This window comes from Labrys okinawensis, from assembly GCF_002982075.1.
Taxonomy (GTDB): domain Bacteria; phylum Pseudomonadota; class Alphaproteobacteria; order Rhizobiales; family Labraceae; genus Labrys; species Labrys okinawensis_A.
The window spans coordinates 59,779-78,602 of sequence record NZ_PUEJ01000005.1; the positions used below are offsets into that span (position 1 = coordinate 59,779).

The 18,824-nt window shown below is 63.5% G+C and carries 13 protein-coding genes and 2 riboswitches; of the genes, 6 read left to right on the plus strand and 7 right to left on the minus strand.

Features of this window, described 5'->3' with window-relative positions; translation table 11 throughout:
* Positions 1-12: 12 nt before the first annotated feature.
* Complete coding sequence (locus tag C5L14_RS13950; RefSeq protein ID WP_105862673.1) at positions 13-636, minus strand: TetR/AcrR family transcriptional regulator; 624 nt, start codon at positions 634-636, stop codon at positions 13-15.
* A 105-nt stretch (positions 637-741) separates the two neighbouring features.
* Here C5L14_RS13950 and C5L14_RS13955 point away from each other — a divergent pair, with 105 nt between their 5' ends.
* Positions 742-1,431: a PspA/IM30 family protein gene (locus tag C5L14_RS13955; RefSeq protein WP_105862674.1), complete on the plus strand. Its 690-nt coding sequence runs from the start codon at positions 742-744 to the stop codon at positions 1,429-1,431.
* Positions 1,432-1,471: 40 nt separating this feature from the next.
* Entirely contained in the window at positions 1,472-1,753 is a 282-nt protein-coding gene (locus tag C5L14_RS13960) for a YiaA/YiaB family inner membrane protein (RefSeq protein WP_105862675.1), read from the plus strand.
* Positions 1,754-1,895: 142 nt separating this feature from the next.
* Here the strand turns inward: C5L14_RS13960 and metA are convergent, their stop codons facing one another.
* From metA to C5L14_RS13985, 5 genes are all read right to left on the minus strand, one after another.
* Positions 1,896-2,819: a homoserine O-acetyltransferase MetA gene (gene metA, locus C5L14_RS13965; RefSeq protein ID WP_105862676.1), complete on the minus strand. Its 924-nt coding sequence runs from the start codon at positions 2,817-2,819 to the stop codon at positions 1,896-1,898.
* Positions 2,820-2,874: 55 nt separating this feature from the next.
* Positions 2,875-2,952: riboswitch (SAM riboswitch) on the minus strand.
* Positions 2,953-3,022: 70 nt separating this feature from the next.
* Positions 3,023-6,793, minus strand: coding sequence for a methionine synthase (metH, locus tag C5L14_RS13970; RefSeq protein ID WP_105862677.1), 3,771 nt, complete (start codon positions 6,791-6,793; stop codon positions 3,023-3,025).
* Between the two features lie 186 nt (positions 6,794-6,979).
* On the minus strand, positions 6,980-7,285 hold the full coding sequence (locus C5L14_RS13975) for a hypothetical protein (RefSeq protein WP_105862678.1): 306 nt from the start codon (positions 7,283-7,285) through the stop codon (positions 6,980-6,982).
* A gap of 1 nt (position 7,286) precedes the next feature.
* Entirely contained in the window at positions 7,287-8,375 is a 1,089-nt protein-coding gene (locus tag C5L14_RS13980) for a hybrid-cluster NAD(P)-dependent oxidoreductase (protein ID WP_105862679.1), read from the minus strand.
* Between the two features lie 161 nt (positions 8,376-8,536).
* Positions 8,537-9,781 (minus strand): aromatic ring-hydroxylating oxygenase subunit alpha, encoded by a 1,245-nt coding sequence (locus C5L14_RS13985; protein ID WP_105862680.1) that lies wholly within the window; start codon positions 9,779-9,781, stop codon positions 8,537-8,539.
* Positions 9,782-9,898: 117 nt separating this feature from the next.
* Positions 9,899-10,103: riboswitch (cobalamin riboswitch) on the minus strand.
* A gap of 182 nt (positions 10,104-10,285) precedes the next feature.
* On the opposite strand from C5L14_RS13985, the gene C5L14_RS13990 reads away from it, so the two are divergent.
* The gene (locus C5L14_RS13990; RefSeq protein ID WP_105862681.1) at positions 10,286-11,926 is read left to right on the plus strand and encodes a fumarate hydratase; all 1,641 of its coding nucleotides are present in this window, start codon (positions 10,286-10,288) and stop codon (positions 11,924-11,926) included.
* Between the two features lie 364 nt (positions 11,927-12,290).
* Entirely contained in the window at positions 12,291-13,466 is a 1,176-nt protein-coding gene (locus tag C5L14_RS13995) for a porin (RefSeq protein WP_181161171.1), read from the plus strand.
* 69 nt (positions 13,467-13,535) lie between these two features.
* Here the strand turns inward: C5L14_RS13995 and C5L14_RS14000 are convergent, their stop codons facing one another.
* On the minus strand, positions 13,536-14,453 hold the full coding sequence (locus tag C5L14_RS14000; RefSeq protein ID WP_105862683.1) for an NAD(P)-dependent oxidoreductase: 918 nt from the start codon (positions 14,451-14,453) through the stop codon (positions 13,536-13,538).
* A gap of 326 nt (positions 14,454-14,779) precedes the next feature.
* Between C5L14_RS14000 and recA the strand changes: the two genes are divergently transcribed.
* Both recA and alaS read left to right on the plus strand, forming a co-directional pair.
* Complete coding sequence (recA, locus tag C5L14_RS14005) at positions 14,780-15,853, plus strand: recombinase RecA (RefSeq protein WP_105862684.1); 1,074 nt, start codon at positions 14,780-14,782, stop codon at positions 15,851-15,853.
* A gap of 319 nt (positions 15,854-16,172) precedes the next feature.
* The gene (gene alaS / locus C5L14_RS14010) at positions 16,173-18,824 is read left to right on the plus strand and encodes an alanine--tRNA ligase (protein ID WP_105862685.1); all 2,652 of its coding nucleotides are present in this window, start codon (positions 16,173-16,175) and stop codon (positions 18,822-18,824) included.

An 18,824-nucleotide genomic window follows, 5' to 3' on the forward strand; every position in this document is an offset into this window, starting at 1 on the left:
ACCGGTGATTTCTCACGCACTTTCGAGGCCTCGGCCCATGGCGCTGACCACCAGGGCGATCTGTTCGCGCAGATAGGGAAGCGGGAGCTGCACGAGCTTGCCCTCGAGCCCGAGCAGCACCATGCCGTGGGCGGCCGAGAACAGGGATCGGGCGAGAAGGGCTCTTTCGGAGGGAGGCAGAGCCGGCTGGAGCGCGGCAAGCGGCGTTTCCAGGTGTTGGAACAAGGCCTCCTGCTGGCGCAGATGCTCCGCCGGCAGCTCCTGGCCATCCGGCAGGCGGAAGTCGAACAAAGCATGCCAACGCCCGCCATGGTTGGCTGCAAAATCGAGATAGCCATTTGCCAGGGCGATCAAGGTGCGATTGGCGATGGCGCGGGGGCCGCCCCCTGCGGCGGCGGCAGCTTCGGCCTCCCGGCTCAGAATGGTGCCGAGCAGAGCGAAGCTGCGGGCATTCACAGCCAGGATGAGGGCGGCGAGATCGGGAAAGACCGTGTAGATGGCGCCGAGCGCGCAGCCCACCTCTTCGGCTAGGGCGCGTGCTTTCAAGGCCGCATGGCCTTGCGCGACGATGGTTTTCTCGGCCGCCTCGATCAGCTTTTCGCGCAGCTCTTCCCGCCGTGCCTTTGCCTTGGCCATCCGCGGCAACTCCTTTCGTGAACATTGTTCAAAATATCTCTTGAACGATGTTCATGTTTTAGTTAACGTCATATCGTGAACGTTGTTCATAGCACGGAGAGCGTGATGTTCAAGACCATCGTGACCTTGTTCCGCGGGGCGGCAGCGGAAGCGCAAGACAATCTCGCCGGCCGCAATGCCGTGAGAATCCTGGATCAGCAGATCCGGGATGCCCGCGCCGGCCTCGAACAGGGACGGCGCGCCCTGGCGGTAGCCATCGCCCAGGACAGGGCCGAGGCCCGACGGCTCGGCGATGTGCGCCGGCGCATCGCGGATCTCGACGAACGCGCCATCGAGGCGCTGCGCGGCGGGCGTGATGACCTGGCGGGTGAAGCGGCCGTCGAGATCGCCAATCTGGAAAACGACACGGCAGCCATTGCCGCCGCCCAGGCGACATTCGCCGAGGAGGCGGCACGACTGCGCACCAAGCTGGCGGCGGCCGAGCGCCGCTTTCTCGAAATCGAGCGGGGCCGGCGTATCACCGCAGCGGCAGAGATCGTGAACAAGCTCAAATCCGGTTACGCCGCTGCTGCGCCCGGCACGGCCCTGGCCGATGCCGAAAAGACGCTGGCCCGGCTCAGGGAGCGCCAGACTCATCAGGACGATGTGGATCTCGAGCTCGAGGTGCTCGACGCCGAGGCGCGCTCGGCGGCGGCAACCGAAAGGCTCGAAGCGGCTGGGTTTGGTCCTCCGACGCGGACGACGGCCCAGGACGTATTGGCGCGGCTGAAAACACGGGCGGCACAGGCCGCTTGAGTCACCATCCCTTCAACTGTCGAAGAATCGAGACGATCCCATGGAACAGTCGAACCTGATCAAGCACTCCAATGCCTGGGTCACCTTCACCTATGCCGCCTTTGCCGGAGCCGCCGGCATGGTCGGTCTCGGCATTCTGTTCATCCCCGTCGATATCTGGATCAAGGCCTATCTGGCCATGGGCACGGTGATGCTGATCCAGACCTGCGTGACGCTGACCAAGACGCTGCGCGACCAGCAGGAGGCTGGCCGCCTGCACAACCGCATCGAAGATGCCAAGACCGAGCAACTGCTGATGCGGATCGATCGCGCCAAGGATTGAGGGGGTGGGGGCGCGTGAGACGCGGTGGGCCGATCTCCAGATCGGCCATCTTGGAAGCGCCGTACGCGCGGGAAATGAAGATGGTCGATCTGGAGATCGACCCTCCAATCCGCGCCTAGGCGCCCGTGCACCCGAGAGAATCTCAGCGCCCCCTCCCGACCTCGCTCAGATCATAGGGTGTCGTCTGGTAGATCTCGTTGATCCAGTTGCCGAACAGGAGATGGGCATGGCTGCGCCAGAAATTGCGCGGCGGGAAGGACGGGTCGTCATAGGGGAAGTAGTTCTTCGGCAGTTTGATCGGCACGCCGGCCTCGACGTCCCGGAAATATTCGTCGGCCAGCGAGGTCGATTCATATTCGACGTGGTTGAAGAGATAGAGCCGGTTGCCTTGCCGTTCGTGAATGAGGCACACGCCGGTTTCGTCCGAATCCATCAGGATCTCCAGTTCGGCCTTCTCACGGACATCCTCGCTGCGCACCTCCGTCCAGCGCGAGACAGGGATGTGGAAGTCGTCGGAAAAGCCGTTGAGATAGATGGAGGAGGGCTTGCGGTTATGGTGCTGGTAGACGCCGAAGGCCTTTTCGGACAGGTCATATTTGGGAATGCGGTGGAAATGCCAGATGGCGGCCATCGCGCCCCAGCACACGTTCAGCGTGGAATGCACATTGGTCGTGGTCCAGTCGAGAATCTGCTCGAGTTCCTTCCAATAGGTCACTTCCTCGAAGGGCAGCGTCTCCACCGGCGCGCCGGTGATGATGAAGCCGTCGAACTTGCGGTCGCGGACTTCTTCCCAGGTTTCGTAGAAGGCGAGCAGATGATCTTCGGGGGTGTTCTTGGCGCGATGGCCTCCGACGCGCACCAGGGAGAGTTCGACCTGCAGCGGCGTGGCGCCGACCAGGCGCGCCATCTGCAGTTCGGTGCGGATCTTGTTGGGCATCAGGTTGAGCAGGCCGATCTGCAGCGGGCGGATGTCCTGCCGGATGGCGGCCGTTTCCGTCATCACCCGCACCCCTTCGCTGACCAGGGTGGAAAAGGCGGGGAGGGTATCCGGAATCTTGATAGGCATTGTGCACTCGATCGACGTTGGGCCAGCCGGAAAGCAATGCGACAGGTCCACGGATGGAGTGCATCCAGCGGCCCTTTAGCGAGTTGTTTAACGTGGCTGCAAGCCGGCCGGCCAAATCACCACGGGAGAAGAGGTAATCCTGGCGCGCGCCGAAATCAATGGCAATCCTGGACCGCCGGCTGGAAGCCTGCGGTCCCAGGAATTTACTCCGCCGCCTCCGCCACGCCCGGCACGTAGTTGAGCACGGGCGATAGCCAGCGCTCCACCTCTTCCACCGTCATGCCCTTGCGGGCGGCATAATCCTCGACCTGATCCTGCTCGATCTTCGACACCCCGAAATAATAGGCCTCGGGATGGGCGAAATAGAGCCCGGATACCGAGGCGCCCGGCCACATCGCATAGCTTTCGGTCAGGCGCACGCCGATGCGAGCCTCGGCGTCGAGCAGGCGGAAGAGCGTGCCCTTCTCGGTGTGGTCGGGCTGGGCGGGATAGCCGGGGGCCGGGCGGATGCCGCGATAAGGCTCGCCGATCAGTTCCTCGGGCGTCAGGTTCTCGTCGGCCGCATAGCCCCAGAATTCCTTGCGCACGCGTTCATGCATGCGCTCGGCGAAGGCTTCGGCAAACCGGTCGGCGAGGGCCTTGACCATGATCGAGCCATAGTCGTCATTCGCGCGCTCGAAGCGCCTGGCGATCTCGTCCTCTTCCATGCCGGCGGTAACCACGAAGCCGCCGAGATAATCGCCGTGCCCGCTGATCTCAGGGGCGACAAAGTCGGAAAGGGCGACATTGGCGCGGCCATCGCGCTTGGTGAGCTGTTGGCGCAGAGTGTGCAGGCTGGCAAGCTTCCGGCTGCGGCTCTCGTCGGTATACAGATGTATATCATCGCCGATGGCACTGGCCGGCCAGAAACCGATCACGGCCTTGGGGCGGAACCACTTCTCTTCGATGATGCGGGCGAGCATCGCCTGGGCGTCGTCGAAGAGCTGGCGCGCGGCCGCGCCCTGCTTCTCGTCGGAAAGGATGGCAGGATAGCGGCCCTTGAGCTCCCAGGTCTGGAAGAAGGGCGTCCAGTCGATGTAGCGCGCCAACTCGGCGAGGTCGTAGTTCTCGAAGATTCTGGTTCCGAGGAAGCTCGGCCTGGGCGCGACAAAGCCGGTCCAGTCCACCTTGTGGGCGTTGGCCCGGGCCTTGGCGAGGGACAGGCGCAGCTTGTCGGCCTCGCTGCGGGCATGGGCCGCGGCGACCTTGGTATATTCGGCCTGGATGGTCTCGACATAGCCAGGCTTGATCGTCGGGGAGAGCAGGCTGGAAACCACGCCCACCGCTCGGCTCGCATCCGTCACATAGACAGCCTGGCCGCGATCATAGCGCGGATGCACCTTCACGGCGGTGTGGACGCGGCTGGTGGTGGCGCCTCCGATTAGCAGCGGAATGTCGAAACCTTCGCGCTCCATCTCGGAGGCGACATGCACCATCTCGTCGAGCGAGGGGGTGATCAGGCCAGAGAGGCCGATGATGTCGACCTTTTCCCGGCGGGCCACTTCGAGGATCTTGGCCGAGGGGACCATCACGCCGAGATCGATGATCTCGTAATTGTTGCAGGCGAGCACGACGCCGACGATGTTCTTGCCGATGTCGTGCACGTCGCCCTTCACGGTCGCCATCAGCACCTTGCCGGCGCTCTGGCGGGCTTGTCCGCCGTTGGCGGCCTTCTCCGCTTCCATATGGGGCAGCAGCACGGCCACGGCCTGCTTCATCACGCGGGCCGACTTGACCACCTGCGGCAGGAACATCTTGCCGGACCCGAACAGGTCGCCCACCACGTTCATGCCGGCCATCAGCGGGCCCTCGATGACATGGAGGGGGCGCTCGGCCGCCAGCCGCGCTTCCTCGGTATCCTCGTTGATGTAGTCGGTGATGCCGTTGACCAGAGCATGCTCCAGGCGCTTTTCCACCGGCCAACTCCGCCAGGCCAGGTCCTGCACCTTGGCCTCTTTGGCCCCTGCGCCACGGAAACGCTCCGCCAAGGCCAGCAGCCGCTCCGTCGCGTCGTCGCGGCGATTGAGCACCACGTCCTCGCAGGCCTGGCGCAACTCCGGATCGATGGATTCATAGACGGCGAGCTGGCCGGCATTGACGATCCCCATGTCCATGCCGGCCTGGATGGCGTGGTAGAGGAACACGGCATGCATGGCTTCGCGCACCGGCTCGTTGCCGCGGAAGGAGAAGGAGAGATTGGAGACGCCGCCCGAAATGTGGACGTGGGGCAGGGTGCTTCTGATCTGCCGCGTCGCCTCGATGAAGGCGAGGCCGTAGCCGTTGTGCTCCTCGATGCCGGTGGCGACGGCGAAAATGTTGGGGTCGAAGACGATGTCCTCTGGCGGGAAACCCGCCTCCTCGGTCAGGAGCTTGTAAGCCCTGGCGCAGATTTGGACTTTTCGTTCCAGAGTGTCGGCCTGCCCCTGCTCATCAAAGGCCATCACCACCACGGCGGCGCCATAGGCGCGCACCAGGCGGGCGTGATGAAGGAAGGCTTCCTCGCCTTCCTTCATCGAGATCGAATTGACCAAGGGCTTACCCTGGACGCATTTCAGGCCGGCCTCGATGATCGAGAATTTCGAGGAGTCGATCATCACCGGCACGCGGGCAATATCCGGTTCGGCCGCGATCAGGTTGAGGAACTCGACCATGGCCTTTTCGGAATCGATCAGGCCCTCGTCCATGTTGATGTCGATGACCTGGGCACCGTTGGCGACCTGGTCGCGGGCAATGTCGAGGGCGGTCGCATAGTCCCCCGCCGTGATGAGCTTGCGGAACTTGGCCGAACCGGTGACGTTGGTGCGCTCGCCCACATTCACGAAAGGAATGGTGGCATCGAGCGTGAAGGGCTCCAGGCCCGACAGCTTCATCCTGGGCTCAGCTTCAGGGATGGCACGCGGCTTGTGGCGGGCAACGGCTTGGGCGATGGCGCGGATGTGCTCGGGCGTCGAGCCGCAGCAGCCGCCGACGATATTGACCAGGCCGTCGCGGGCAAAACCCTCGATCTGCGCCGCCATCGCCTCGGGGCTTTCGTCATATTGGCCGAACTCGTTGGGCAGGCCGGCATTGGGATAGGCGCAGACGAAAGTATCGGCGACGGTGGAGATCTCGTCGAGATGCGACCGCATGGCATTGGCGCCGAGCGCGCAGTTGAGGCCGATGGTGAAGGGGCGGGCGTGCCGCACCGAATGCCAGAAGGCGGTCGGCGTCTGGCCGCTGAGGGTGCGGCCGGAAAGATCGGTAATGGTGCCGGAGATCATCACCGGCAGGCGCAGCCGCTTCTCGCCGAACACCTCTTCGCAGGCGAAGATGGCCGCCTTGGCGTTGAGCGTGTCGAAAATGGTCTCGATCAGGATGATGTCGGCGCCGCCATCGATGAGGCCGCGGATCTGCTCGGCATAGGCGATGCGCAGGTCGTCGAACGTAATGGCGCGATACCCGGGGTTGTTGACATCGGGCGAGATCGAGGCGGTTCGATTGGTCGGGCCGAGCGCGCCGGCCACGAAACGCCGGCGCCCGTCCTGCTGCTCCGCCTTGGTGGCGGCACGGCGGGCGAGGCGCGCGCCATCGCGGTTGAGGTCGTAGACGGCCTCCTGCATGCCGTAATCAGCCTGCGCGATCGAGGTGGAGGAGAAGGTGTTCGTCTCCAATATGTCTGCCCCGGCCATGGCATAGGCGTAGTGGATCGCCTCGATCGCCGCCGGTTGGGTGAGGGTGAGGAGGTCGTTGTTGCCCTTCAGGTGACACTCGCAGCCGACGAAGCGCTCGCCCCGGAAATGATCCTCCTCGAAGCCGAGGCCCTGGATCTGCGTGCCCATCGCGCCGTCGAGGATCAGGATGCGCTCCCGTGCAGCGGCAGTAAGGGCGGCAAGGATCTCCGCGCCCCGATCGTTTTGGGCAGGCGCGGCGAACAGGGCTTCGACCGGAGCGCTCATCACGAGCTCCTATAACGGAATTACGATATCAAGATATCCTTATATGATAGCAATGAGGCGGGAGAGGTCAAGGCGAACTATCCCGAAAGCGTCGGTTTTCTGTCCGGGATTGCTGGGAGGCGGGTGAGAAGGGTAGAGAAGAGGCGGACGTCAGCGACATGCTTGCATGTCGCGATATCCGCCTCTTCAGGCATCCGCCCGCAAACGCCGCCGGCCGCGTCGCTGGCCGGCATGGTCCCGCACCTCGTCGAGCAGGCTGCTGAGATGCGGCAGCAGCAGGTTGTCCGCGCTCGAGGCCTCGAGCAGCAGGACTTTCAGATCGGCCGCTTCCCTGGCGAGGTCCACGCCGTCTTCGCGGCTGAGGATCCAGGCCAGCAGAAGGGTACGGGCCCGCTCTTCCGGCAAAGCAGGGCCGTCATCCCGTGTGGCTTCCAGGATGGAATTCACGATGGCCGCGTCGATATCGGCGTGAGTCTCAGTGGCGACGGTCATCTCAGGCCTCGATCTCGATACGGCCGAGCGGCCTTGTGCAGCAGGCCAGCACCAGACCGGCGGCTATTTCCTCCTCGCGAATGCCGCCCTGATGGGTCATCGCCGTCTCTCCGGACAGGCATTGCACCTTGCATGTTCCGCACAGGCCCATGGTGCAGCCGGTCGGAATGTTGAGGCCGGCGCTACGGGCGAGCCGGAGAATGGTATCGCGGCTGGAAGCCGGCACCTCGATGCCGGATTTGGTGAACGCCACGCTGGCTTCGCCGGCGAGCACCTCGCCCGTGCCGGTTTCCTCCACCGGCGTTTCGGCCGGCTGGAAACTCTCCTCGTGATAGCGGCGCATGTCGTAGCCATTGGCTTCGAGCATCTCCTTCACCGCTGCCATGAAGGGGGCGGGGCCACAGCAGAACACCTCGCGCTCCCGGAAGTCCGGTGCGATCAGGCGCAGGGCAGGGGCGTTGAGCCTGCCCCGGAAGCCGGTCCAGACCTCATTGATCTCGGTTTCTTCCACGATCCAGGCGAGGCGGAGGCGCGGCATGCGCCCTGCCATACGCTCGAGTTCCTGCCGGAAGATGATCTCGTTCGGCCGGCGTGCGCAATTGACGAAAGCAATGTCGGTGGCGGCGCCGTGGTCTTCGGCAAAACGGGTCATCGACATCATCGGCGTGATGCCCGATCCCGCCGAGATGAAGAGGTATTTCTCCGCCGGGTGACGATGGAAACTGAACTGCCCGAGAGGCCCATAAGCTTTCAGCCGTGTGCCGGGCTTGAGATTGTCCAGCATCCAGCGTGTGCCGATGCTCGAGGCCTGTGCCTTGGCGGTTATGCTGATCGAGAGCGGGCGCGACGGGCTGGAGGACAGCGTATAGGTGCGCAGCACCGGTCCCCTCTCGGCCGGAATCTCCAGCGTGATGAACTGGCCGGGCTCATAGCGGAACCAGCCTTGTTCGGCGGCGCGGAAGGTGAAGGTCGCGACGTCGCGGCCCTCATGGACGATCGATACGCATTCGAGCGCCTGGTTCTGGTCGTTCCAGGGCGGTGTTTCGTCGATATGCCTGAATTTCGCCAGGGCTGCGGAGGGCGTCGGCATGGTGTCTACCTTTGTATATATCGGTTTTGCTAACACCCTCCCCTGGAGGGGGAGGGTCGACGCGAAGCGTCGGGGCGGGGTGATTTTCACCGGCTGCTGTGTTTCTCACCCCACCCCGGACTTCGTCCGACCCTCCCCCTCCAGGGGAGGGTGAAAGGGCCTTAGGCCACGCTGCGCAGGCGCACGCCGTCGCCGCCGAGCGCTGCTTCCATTGCGTTGCGATACCACTCGACGAACTGCATCACGCCGCCTTCGTGCTCGGGGGCGTAGGGGCCGGGCGTGTAGACGGGCGATGACACGCCGAGCTGGTTTTCCTCGACGATCTGGCGATCCTGGTCGTTGGTCATCCGCCAGACATGGGTGAGTTCATCGAGATCGTAATCGACGCCCTCGACAGCATCCTTGTGCACCAGCCATTTGGTGGTGACCTGGGTTTCCTTCGGCCCGATCGGAAGCACGCGGAAGCTCACGGCGTGGTCGCCCAGCACGTGGTTCCAGGTGGTGGGATAGTGGAAGAGCAGCAGGGCGCCGATATTGCCTTCCTCGATCGTCGGGCCGAGGGGACGCTGCACGGCCGGCTTGCCGGACATCGTGTAGCTGACGGCATTGCGTAAAAGCGGCATGCGCGCCATGCGGAACTGGCCGTCGCCGGAAATGCTGAAAGTGCTGGGCAGGCCGGCTTCCTCGCAGCGCCGCCAATGCTGGCCGATCAGCGGATCCTTGTCGGCGCCCTGCACCCCTGTCACCGTCGGCGCTTCGGGGAAGGTGCGGCAAAGCTCGGGATGGTTGCCCGCGCAGTGGTAGCACTCGCGGTTGTTCTCCCAGACCAGCTTCCAATTGCCCTTCTCGACGATGGTGCTTTCGAAGGCGACCTTGGCGTTCTTCAGCCCATGCGGCGCCAGATAGGGCATGGCGCCGGCGCGGAAAGTCTCGAAATCAGGCGCCTCCCTGGCGAGGCAGATCCAGATGGAGCCGGCCACGCTCTCGCAATGCACAGGCTTCAGCCCATATTGCGTCGCGTCGAAGCCGGGGCCCATGTCGCGGGCGAACAGCAGGCGGCCGTCGAGTTCATAGGTCCACTGATGATAGGGGCAGACCAGCTTGGCGACACTGCCGCTTGTCGCCGCGCACAGCCGCGATCCTCGGTGTCGGCAGGAATTGTGAAAGGCACGGATGGCGCCGTCGGCGGAACGCAGCACGATCACCGGATAGTCGCCGACCTGGAGGGTGAAATAGCTACCCGACTTGCCGAGCTCGCAGTCATGGCCGGCGAACAGCCATTCGCGATACCAGATGTTCTCCATGTCCAGCCGGAAGAATTCCGGGTCGGTGTAGAATTTGCCCTCGAGCGTCGTGCCCGGATGGTGGGCCCGGAGGCGGCCCAGCATGTCCTGATGCGCAGTCATGTCAAAATCCCGCGTGACAACCAATGCATTGACGTGACGGCGGGAGAGGGAAAGCGGCTTGGAACCTGCGCCGGTGGCCGGGCACAATCCAACCTCCTTCCGGAACGCCCACCGCGTCCGTCGGTTTTCATCGTGGCTGGTTTCCGGGCTCAGGAGCGGCCTTTCGGCCCGATCGCGGCGCCTTCCCAGGTCTTCCCGACCCAGTGGCACGTGCCGCGATCTTCTCCTCTACCGTTGCGGGGGCAGCGCCGGATTCAGACCGGCTTCCCAATTCTCCGAGCCGCCTTGGGAGCGGACCGGCACCTCGAATGAGGATGAGAATACAGCGAGTCGGCGCACAGACTAGAGGCGATACGACGGATGATGGTGTGTTCAGGACATTGCCGAGCGCCATACCGGCGAGCAGGAAATCATAGGCAGCGTTCGCAAGAAGGTCTAAAGGGTCCACGACATGGGCAGTTTGGAATTGCCCTGAACTCAATATCAAGTCGGAGCCTTGCTGCCATGCCCGCCGATTCCGCTTCCAATTCGCGCTATCCTCATGTTCCCTTGTTTCCCCTCGGAGCGGACGAGACGCCTTATCGCAAGCTGACCAGCGAGGGCGTGCGGGTCGAGAAACTCGGAGGCAGCGAGATCTTGCAGGTCGACGGTGAGGCATTGCGGCTTCTGGCCGAGCAGGCCTTCATGGACATCAACCATCTCCTGCGCCCCGGCCATCTCCAGCAATTGCGCAACATCCTCGAGGATCCCGAGGCGACGGACAATGACCGCTTCGTTGCCTATGACCTGCTCAAGAACGCCAATATCGCCGCCGGCGGCGTGCTGCCCATGTGCCAGGATACCGGCACCGCCATCGTGATGGCCAAGAAGGGCCGCAAGGTCTGGACGGAGGGCGAGGACGAAGGCGCCATCGCCCAGGGCATCCGCGATGCCTATGAGAAGAAGAACCTGCGCTATTCGCAGCTGGCGCCGCTGTCGATGTTCGAGGAGAAGAACACCAAGACCAATCTGCCGGCGCAGATCGATATTTCGGCGGAAGGGGAGGAGGCCTACAAGTTCCTCTTCGTCGCCAAGGGCGGGGGCTCGGCCAACAAGACCTTCCTCTATCAGGCCACGCCTTCCATCCTGTCCAAGGACCGCCTGATCGCCTTCCTGAAGGAGAAGATCCTCACGCTCGGCACGGCGGCCTGCCCGCCCTATCACTTGGCGGTGGTGATCGGCGGCACCTCCGCCGAACTCACGCTGAAGGCGGTGAAGCTCGCTTCGGCGCGCTATCTCGACACCTTGCCCACCGAAGGTTCCGAACTTGGCCATGCCTTCCGCGACCTCGAACTCGAGAAGGAAGTGCACAAGCTCACCCAGTCGCTCGGCGTCGGCGCCCAGTTCGGCGGTAAGTATTTCTGCCACGATGTGCGTGTCATCCGCCTGCCGCGCCACGGCGCCAGCCTGCCGATCGGCCTCGGCGTTTCCTGCTCCGCCGACCGCCAGGCCATGGGCAAGATCACCCGCGACGGCGTCTTCCTCGAGGAGCTGGAACACAATCCGGCGCGCTTCCTGCCCGAGATCGACGAGAGCAAGCTCGGCGGCGCGGTGGTGAAGATCGATCTCAACCAGCCGATGTCCGACATTCTGGAGACACTGTCGCGTCATCCGGTGAAGACGCGCGTCTCGCTGACCGGCCCGATCATCGTGGCCCGCGACCTCGCCCATGCCAAGCTGCGCGAACGCCTGGAAGCGGGCGGCGGGCTGCCCGACTACATCAAGAACCATCCGGTCTATTACGCCGGCCCGGCCAAGACGCCGGCTGGCTACGCCTCCGGCTCCTTCGGCCCCACCACGGCCGGGCGCATGGACAGCTATGTCGACCAGTTCCAGGCCGCCGGCGGCTCGATGGTGATGCTGGCCAAGGGCAACCGCTCGGCCCAGGTCCGCGAAGCCTGCGCCAAGCATGGCGGCTTCTATCTCGGCTCGATCGGCGGCCCCGCCGCGCGCCTTGCACAGGATTGCATCAAGAAGGTCGAGGTACTGGAATATCCCGAACTCGGCATGGAGGCAGTCTGGCGCATCGAGGTCGAGGACTTCCCGGCCTTCATCGTCATCGACGACAAGGGCAACGATTTCTTCAAGGAACTCAACCTGGGCTGAGTTCACGCGGACGGCTTTTTCGGCGAGGCCTCTTCCTGAAAAGGGAGGGGCCTTTTTCATGCACTTTTCGCGTGCTGTTGCGAATTCGCAACTGTCATGGACAAAGCCCCTTTGTGTCAGAACGGTGACTCACCTTAACATTGTGTAATGTCTCGCCTGGGAGGAAAGCTTCGATATCGCAGTGCACAACGACTGCGCCTCTTCGGTATGCCCAATATTGCTTTGCCGGCTTGCCGAAGAGAGAGGCCCTTTTGAAGGGGCCGACTTATGAGATCGAGGTATTTCCATGTTTATTCGTGCAATTTTACTCGGCGCTGGCGCCGTATTTCTTGGTGTTTCGACCGCCTCTGCTGCATACCTGCCGATGAGCAAGGGCGAGGCTGTCGAATATGTGAAGGTTTGTACGGCATTCGGTCCGGGCTTTTTCTATATTCCGGGCACCGACACCTGCCTGAAGATCAGCGGCCAGATCCGAGCCGACTATTGGTTTGCGCAGGCGCCCAGCAATGCAACGGGTAAGCGCAACATCAGCCAGACACAGTTTCGGACCAACGCCCGCATCCGCTTCGATGCGCGCACTCAGACCGACTGGGGCATGCTGCGCTCCTTCTTCGAACTCCAGGCCGAGTCCAATGCGGGGGCAGCCACGCATGACACCTTCCAGGTACGCCAGGCCTATCTGCAGTTCGGCGGCCTGACGGCTGGTTATGCCTGGTCGCCCTATGCCTTCTACGACCCCAATTATCAGGCCGAGTTCTTCGCGCCCTATTTCGGCGAGCAGGGACGGCGCAACCTGATCAGCTATACGGCGCAATTCGACAAGGCCTACGCCACCCTGTCGATCGAGGACGGGCGTGACCATCGCGCCAATGCCTCGGTCTACGGGAACAATGTCGTGGTCAATGGCGTCACGGTTGCTGGTGGTGTCGGCGGTGCCCAGATGCCTGATATCGTCGGCGTCGTCGGCTATGACGACAACAAGAACGGCTGGGGCCGTTTCCAGGTGATGGGCGCCCTCCATCAGAACCGCAGCGCTACGGCGGGCTATAGTACGAAATACGGCTATTCGATCGGTGTTGGCGGCAACCTCAACCTGCCGGTTCTCGAGGGGGCCTACATCGCGGCCGAAGCCAGCTACGCGGACGGCGCCGTAAAATATCTCGGCGTCGGCGGTTCCCAGCCGAATGGCTCGTCCACCCTCGGCTTCGGCGGCGTGGACGCCTACATAACCAACGGCACGATCCATGATCTCGACAGCGCCAAGGGCTTCGCCGTGCAGGGCGAGGCCGGTCTCAACGTGACCAAGAGCCTGCAAGCCATTCTGTTCGGTGGCTATCTGCACTTTGACGCCCCGCGCATCGCCTCCAAAATCACCGACAATTTCAACTATTATGTCGTTGGAGGCCAGGTGAATTACACCGTCGTCAAGGGCTTCATCGCGGGTGCCGAAGTCTGGTACCAGAACAAGGACCCGGAGGGCCTGAACAGCAAGACGGTCGACGCCGTCGGTGCGGGCGTGCGCCTGCGCCGTACCTTCTGACCTGGTCTACAGGTGTAAACAGCGCGCCGCGCTCCTCCTGAGCGCGGCGTTGCTGCCTGTGCCTTCCGGTCAGTTCCGGTTGGCCGGGGTGAGATCGGTGCCGTTCAGGCGGCCGATATAGTCGGTGAGCATCGGCACATGGCGCTCGGCACCGCCGGCGGCCATCGCCACGCCGAACGAGTTCTTCACCGCATTGCCGATCGGATTGACCAGGCCGGCTGCGTCCGCCATCGCTTCCAGATAGCGCAGATCCTTGAAGGCATTGGCGATGGTGAATTTGTGCGCATTCTCGTCGCCCTCCAGGACCCAGCGCGAAAAGGTCTGGTAGAAGCCGCAATCCATGCGGCCGCCGCGAATGACGCTGTCGAAGCGCTTGGGCGTGATGCCGACCTTTTGCGACAAGGCCAGGGCCTCCGCATAGAGGGCGGCATAGCCGAGCGATACGAAGTTGTTGAGCAGCTTCATGCGATGACCATCGCCCGTACCGCCAATATGCACGATGCGTCCGGCCCAGGTGGCGATCACCGGCTTGAGGCGTTCGAACAGGGCGTCGCTGGCGCCGACCATGGTATCGAGCGTACCTTCCCAGGCTTCCTTCGGCGTGCGGCCCAGCGGGGCATCGGCGTAATCGATGCCGGCCTCGGCGAGTTCGGCGGCGAGCGCCAGGGTGGAGTTGGGATCGGAAGTCGAGCAGTCGACGACGACGGAACCCGGCTTCAGGCCGGCTTTCAGCCCGTCGGGACCGCGTATGAGGGCCTCGACCTGCCGCGAGCCGGTGACGCATAGGAAGACGATGCTGGAAGCGGCGCCCACTTCGCGCGGCGTCTTGGCCTCCTTGGCTCCACGGGTTACGAGATCCTCGACAGGCGCGCGGTTGCGATGCCCCATCACCGTCAGCGCATAGCCCTTCTCCACGATGTTCTTGGCCATGCCATGGCCCATATAGCCGACTCCGATGAAGCCGACGCTCTCCTGCCCATTCGTCATTGCAATCGTCCCGTTTCCTGTCCCGCCTGTCCCGAGCGGGTTGCCGACCCATCCTGACGGCGGGGGAGTGTGGACGGGAAGGACGTTGGCGCGCAAGCTGAATGGTTCATTGGTATGACGATTTATCGATGGCTGGGGCCTCGACCCCGGCAGTCAGCCTTCGTTAAATAAGAAGCGTGAGAACAAAAATAGAACTTGCGTTAATGAGAACAAAATGGGTACATAGTGCCACGGGGCTTTGAATTGCGATGAGATTGCAGGCCCGGTGTTGGAAAATGATCGGTCCGGATGACGAATCCGTTCGTGCTTGATAGGGAAACGGGCATATGAGTCAGACGCAGCTGCGCTTGGTCGAAGGAAGCTCCATGGACAAGACGAAGGCGCTCGACGCCGCCCTATCACAGATTGAACGCTCTTTCGGCAAGGGCTCGATCATGCGGCTCGGCAAGGGTACCAAGACGATGGAGGTGGAGGCGATCTCCACCGGTTCTCTCGGTCTCGATATCGCGCTCGGTGTCGGCGGCCTGCCCAAGGGCCGGGTCATCGAGATCTATGGGCCGGAATCCTCGGGCAAGACCACGCTGGCGCTGCACAGCGTCGCCGAAGCCCAGAAGAAGGGCGGCGTCTGCGCCTTCATCGATGCCGAGCACGCGCTCGATCCGGTCTATGCCCGCAAGCTCGGCGTCAATCTCGACGAATTGCTGATTTCGCAGCCCGATACGGGCGAGCAGGCCCTCGAAATCTGCGACACGCTGGTGCGTTCGGGCGCGATCGACGTCATCGTGATCGATTCCGTGGCCGCGCTGACGCCCAAGGCCGAAATCGAGGGCGAGATGGGCGATGTGCAGCCCGGCCTGCAAGCCCGCCTGATGAGCCAGGCGCTGCGCAAGCTGACGGCCTCGATCGGGCGTTCCAACTCGATGGTGATCTTCATCAACCAGATCCGCATGAAGATCGGCGTGATGTATGGCAGCCCGGAAACCACCACGGGCGGCAACGCCCTGAAGTTCTACGCCTCCGTACGCCTCGATATCCGCCGCATCGGCGCGATCAAGGACAGGGAAGAGGTGGTCGGCAACCAGACCCGCGTGAAGGTGGTCAAGAATAAGGTGGCGCCGCCTTTCAAGCAGATCGAATTCGACATCATGTATGGCGAGGGCGTCTCGAAGGTGGGCGAACTGATCGACCTTGGCGTCAAGGCCGGCGTGGTCGAGAAGTCCGGCGCCTGGTTCAGCTATGAGAGCCAGCGCCTCGGCCAGGGCCGTGAGAACGCCAAGCAGTTCCTCAAGGACAATCCGGATGTCGCCGACAAGATCGAGGGCCAGATTCGCCAGAATGCCGGCCTGATCGCCGAGCGCATCCTCGACAATATCGATCCGGCCGACGCCGAGGACGATTGAGGCTCGTAGCTGGCCCGCGAGACAGCGAACGCCATGCTTGACGAAATAACCCGCCTGTTGGCCCCAACAGGCGGGTTTTTCATGGATGAGCGCCTCGACAGGCCGGAACAGCCTCGCTACAACGCCCCACCACCATGCAAGTTCCTCTTGATCGAGCCACAGGCTCGATCAAGAGGAACTTGCAAGATTTCAAGCACTTGCAGAATATCTCGATATTGCCCATTCGTGGGCAGTATCGAGATATTCTGCTTAGGATGCTGGCCAGGCCGAAAGGAAGGGACCAGCGAAACAGGCATTGGGCCAAATAGGCAAATTGGGCATGAGCGGCGTCAACGAGATCCGATCCACCTTCCTCGACTATTTCGCGCGGAACGGCCACGAAGCCGTGGCGTCTTCGCCGCTGGTGCCGCGCAACGATCCGACCTTGATGTTCACCAATGCCGGCATGGTGCAGTTCAAGAACGTTTTTACCGGCATCGAGAAGCGTCCCTATTCGCGGGCAGCGACCTCGCAGAAATGCGTGCGCGCCGGCGGCAAGCACAATGATCTCGACAATGTCGGCTATACGGCACGGCATCATACCTTCTTCGAAATGCTCGGGAACTTCTCCTTCGGCGATTATTTCAAGGATCGGGCCATCGAGCTCGCCTGGAACCTGATCACCAAGGATTTCGGCCTGCCGGCGTCCAAGCTCCTGGTGACCGTGTTCTCCGAGGACGATGAAGCCCATCGGCTGTGGAAGAAGATCGCCGGCTTGCCGGACGACCGCATCATCCGCATCCCGACCTCGGACAATTTCTGGCGCATGGGTGACACCGGCCCCTGCGGTCCGTGCTCCGAGATCTTCTACGATCACGGCGAGCATATCTGGGGCGGCCCGCCCGGCTCGCCTGACGAGGATGGCGACCGCTTCATCGAGATCTGGAATCTCGTTTTCATGCAGTTCGAGGAACTGGCCGGCGGCGAGCGTGTCAACCTGCCGCGGCCCTCGATCGACACCGGCATGGGGCTCGAGCGTATCGCGACCGTGCTGCAGAACAAGCACAACAATTACGACATCGATCTCTTCCAGGCGCTGATCCGCGCCTCGGTTGAGGCCATCGGCGTGCCGGCCGAGGGGCCGGCGCTCGCCAGCCACCGCGTCATCGCAGACCATCTCAGGGCTTCCTCCTTCCTGGTCGCCGATGGCGTGCTGCCGTCGAACGAGGGCAGGGGCTATGTGCTGCGCCGGATCATGCGCCGCGCCATGCGCCACATTTCCCTGCTCGGCGCCAAGGAACCCACCATGTGGAAGCTGGTGCCGGCGCTGGTGCGCGAAATGGGCGCCGCCTATCCCGAACTCGTGCGGGCCGAGGCGCTGATCAGCGAGACGCTGCGCCTGGAGGAGACCAGCTTCCGCCGTACGCTGGAGCGCGGCCTGGCCCTGCTCGACGCGGAGACCCTGAAGCTCGGCGACGGGCAGGTCTTCTCGGGTGACGTCGCCTTCACCCTCTACGACACCTATGGCTTCCCGCTCGACCTGACCCAGGATGCGCTGCGGGCGCGCAACATCTCGGTCGATCTCGAAGGCTACCAGGCCGCCATGCAGCAACAGAAGGCCAAGGCGCGCGCTGCCTGGGCCGGATCGGGCGATGCGGCCACCGAGACGGTCTGGTTCGGCCTGCGCGAGCAGGTCGGTGCTACCGAGTTCCTCGGCTATGAGACCGAGACCGCCGAAGGCGTCGCGCTGGCCCTGGTCAAGGACGGCAAGCCGGTCGATCGCCTCGCCGAGGGCGAGAAGGGCTATCTGATCCTCAACCAGACGCCGTTCTACGGTGAATCCGGCGGTCAGCAGGGCGATACGGGCATCGTGCAGGCAAACGGCCTGAAAGTGGCGGTGACCGACACCCAGAAGAAGCTCGGCGATCTTTTCGTGCATGCCGTCACAGTCGAGGAGGGCACCCTCAAGGTTCAGGAGCCTCTCGAACTCGTCGTCGATCACGCCCGCCGTTCCGCGATCCGGGCCAATCACTCGGCCACGCATCTTCTGCATGAGGCGTTGCGCCTGACGCTCGGCGATCATGTCGCGCAGAAGGGCTCGCTGGTGGCGCAGGACCGCCTGCGTTTCGACTTTTCGCATCCCAAGCCGATCTCGGACGAGGAGATCAAGGAGATCGAGGATCTCGCCAATGCCGTCGTGCTCGACAATAGCGAGGTGACCACGCATCTGATGAGCGTGGATGACGCCATCGCGTCCGGCGCGCGCGCGCTGTTCGGCGAGAAATATGGCGACGAGGTTCGCGTCGTCTCGATGGGGCAGCGCCAGCCCGGCTCGAACAAGGCCTGGTCGGTCGAGCTGTGCGGCGGCACCCATGTGCGCCGCACAGGTGACATCGGCCTGATCCGCATCGTCTCCAACGGCGCCGTCGCGGCCGGCGTTCGCCGCATCGAGGCCATGACGGCGGATGCGGCCCGCAGGCACCTCGTCAATGAGAGCCGCCTGCTCCAGGGATTGGCCGACGTGCTGCGCACGCCCGTGCCGGAAGCGGGCGACCGCCTGGCCACGCTGGTCGAGGAGAATCGCAAGCTCGAACGCGAACTGACCGAGGCGCGCAAGAAGCTCGCCATGGGCGGGGGCGGGGGCGACAGCGAAATCCGCACGGTCGGCAAGACCCGCCTGCTGGCCAAGGCCGTCACCGGCATTGAGCTGAAGGATCTGAAGGCGCTTGCAGACGAGGGCAAGAAGCAGGTCGGTTCGGGTGTGGTCGCCATTGTCGCGACCTCCGAGGACGGCCGCGCCGGCCTCGTCGTCGGCGTGACGGCGGACCTGACCGGCAGCTTCAACGCCGTCGATCTCGTGCGCAAGGGCTCCGAGGCTCTCGGCGGCAAGGGAGGCGGCGGGCGGCCCGACATGGCGCAGGCTGGCGGCCCCGATGGCTCCAAGGCCCAGGCGGCCCTCGATGCCATCGCCGCGGCACTGGCAGAGGCCTGA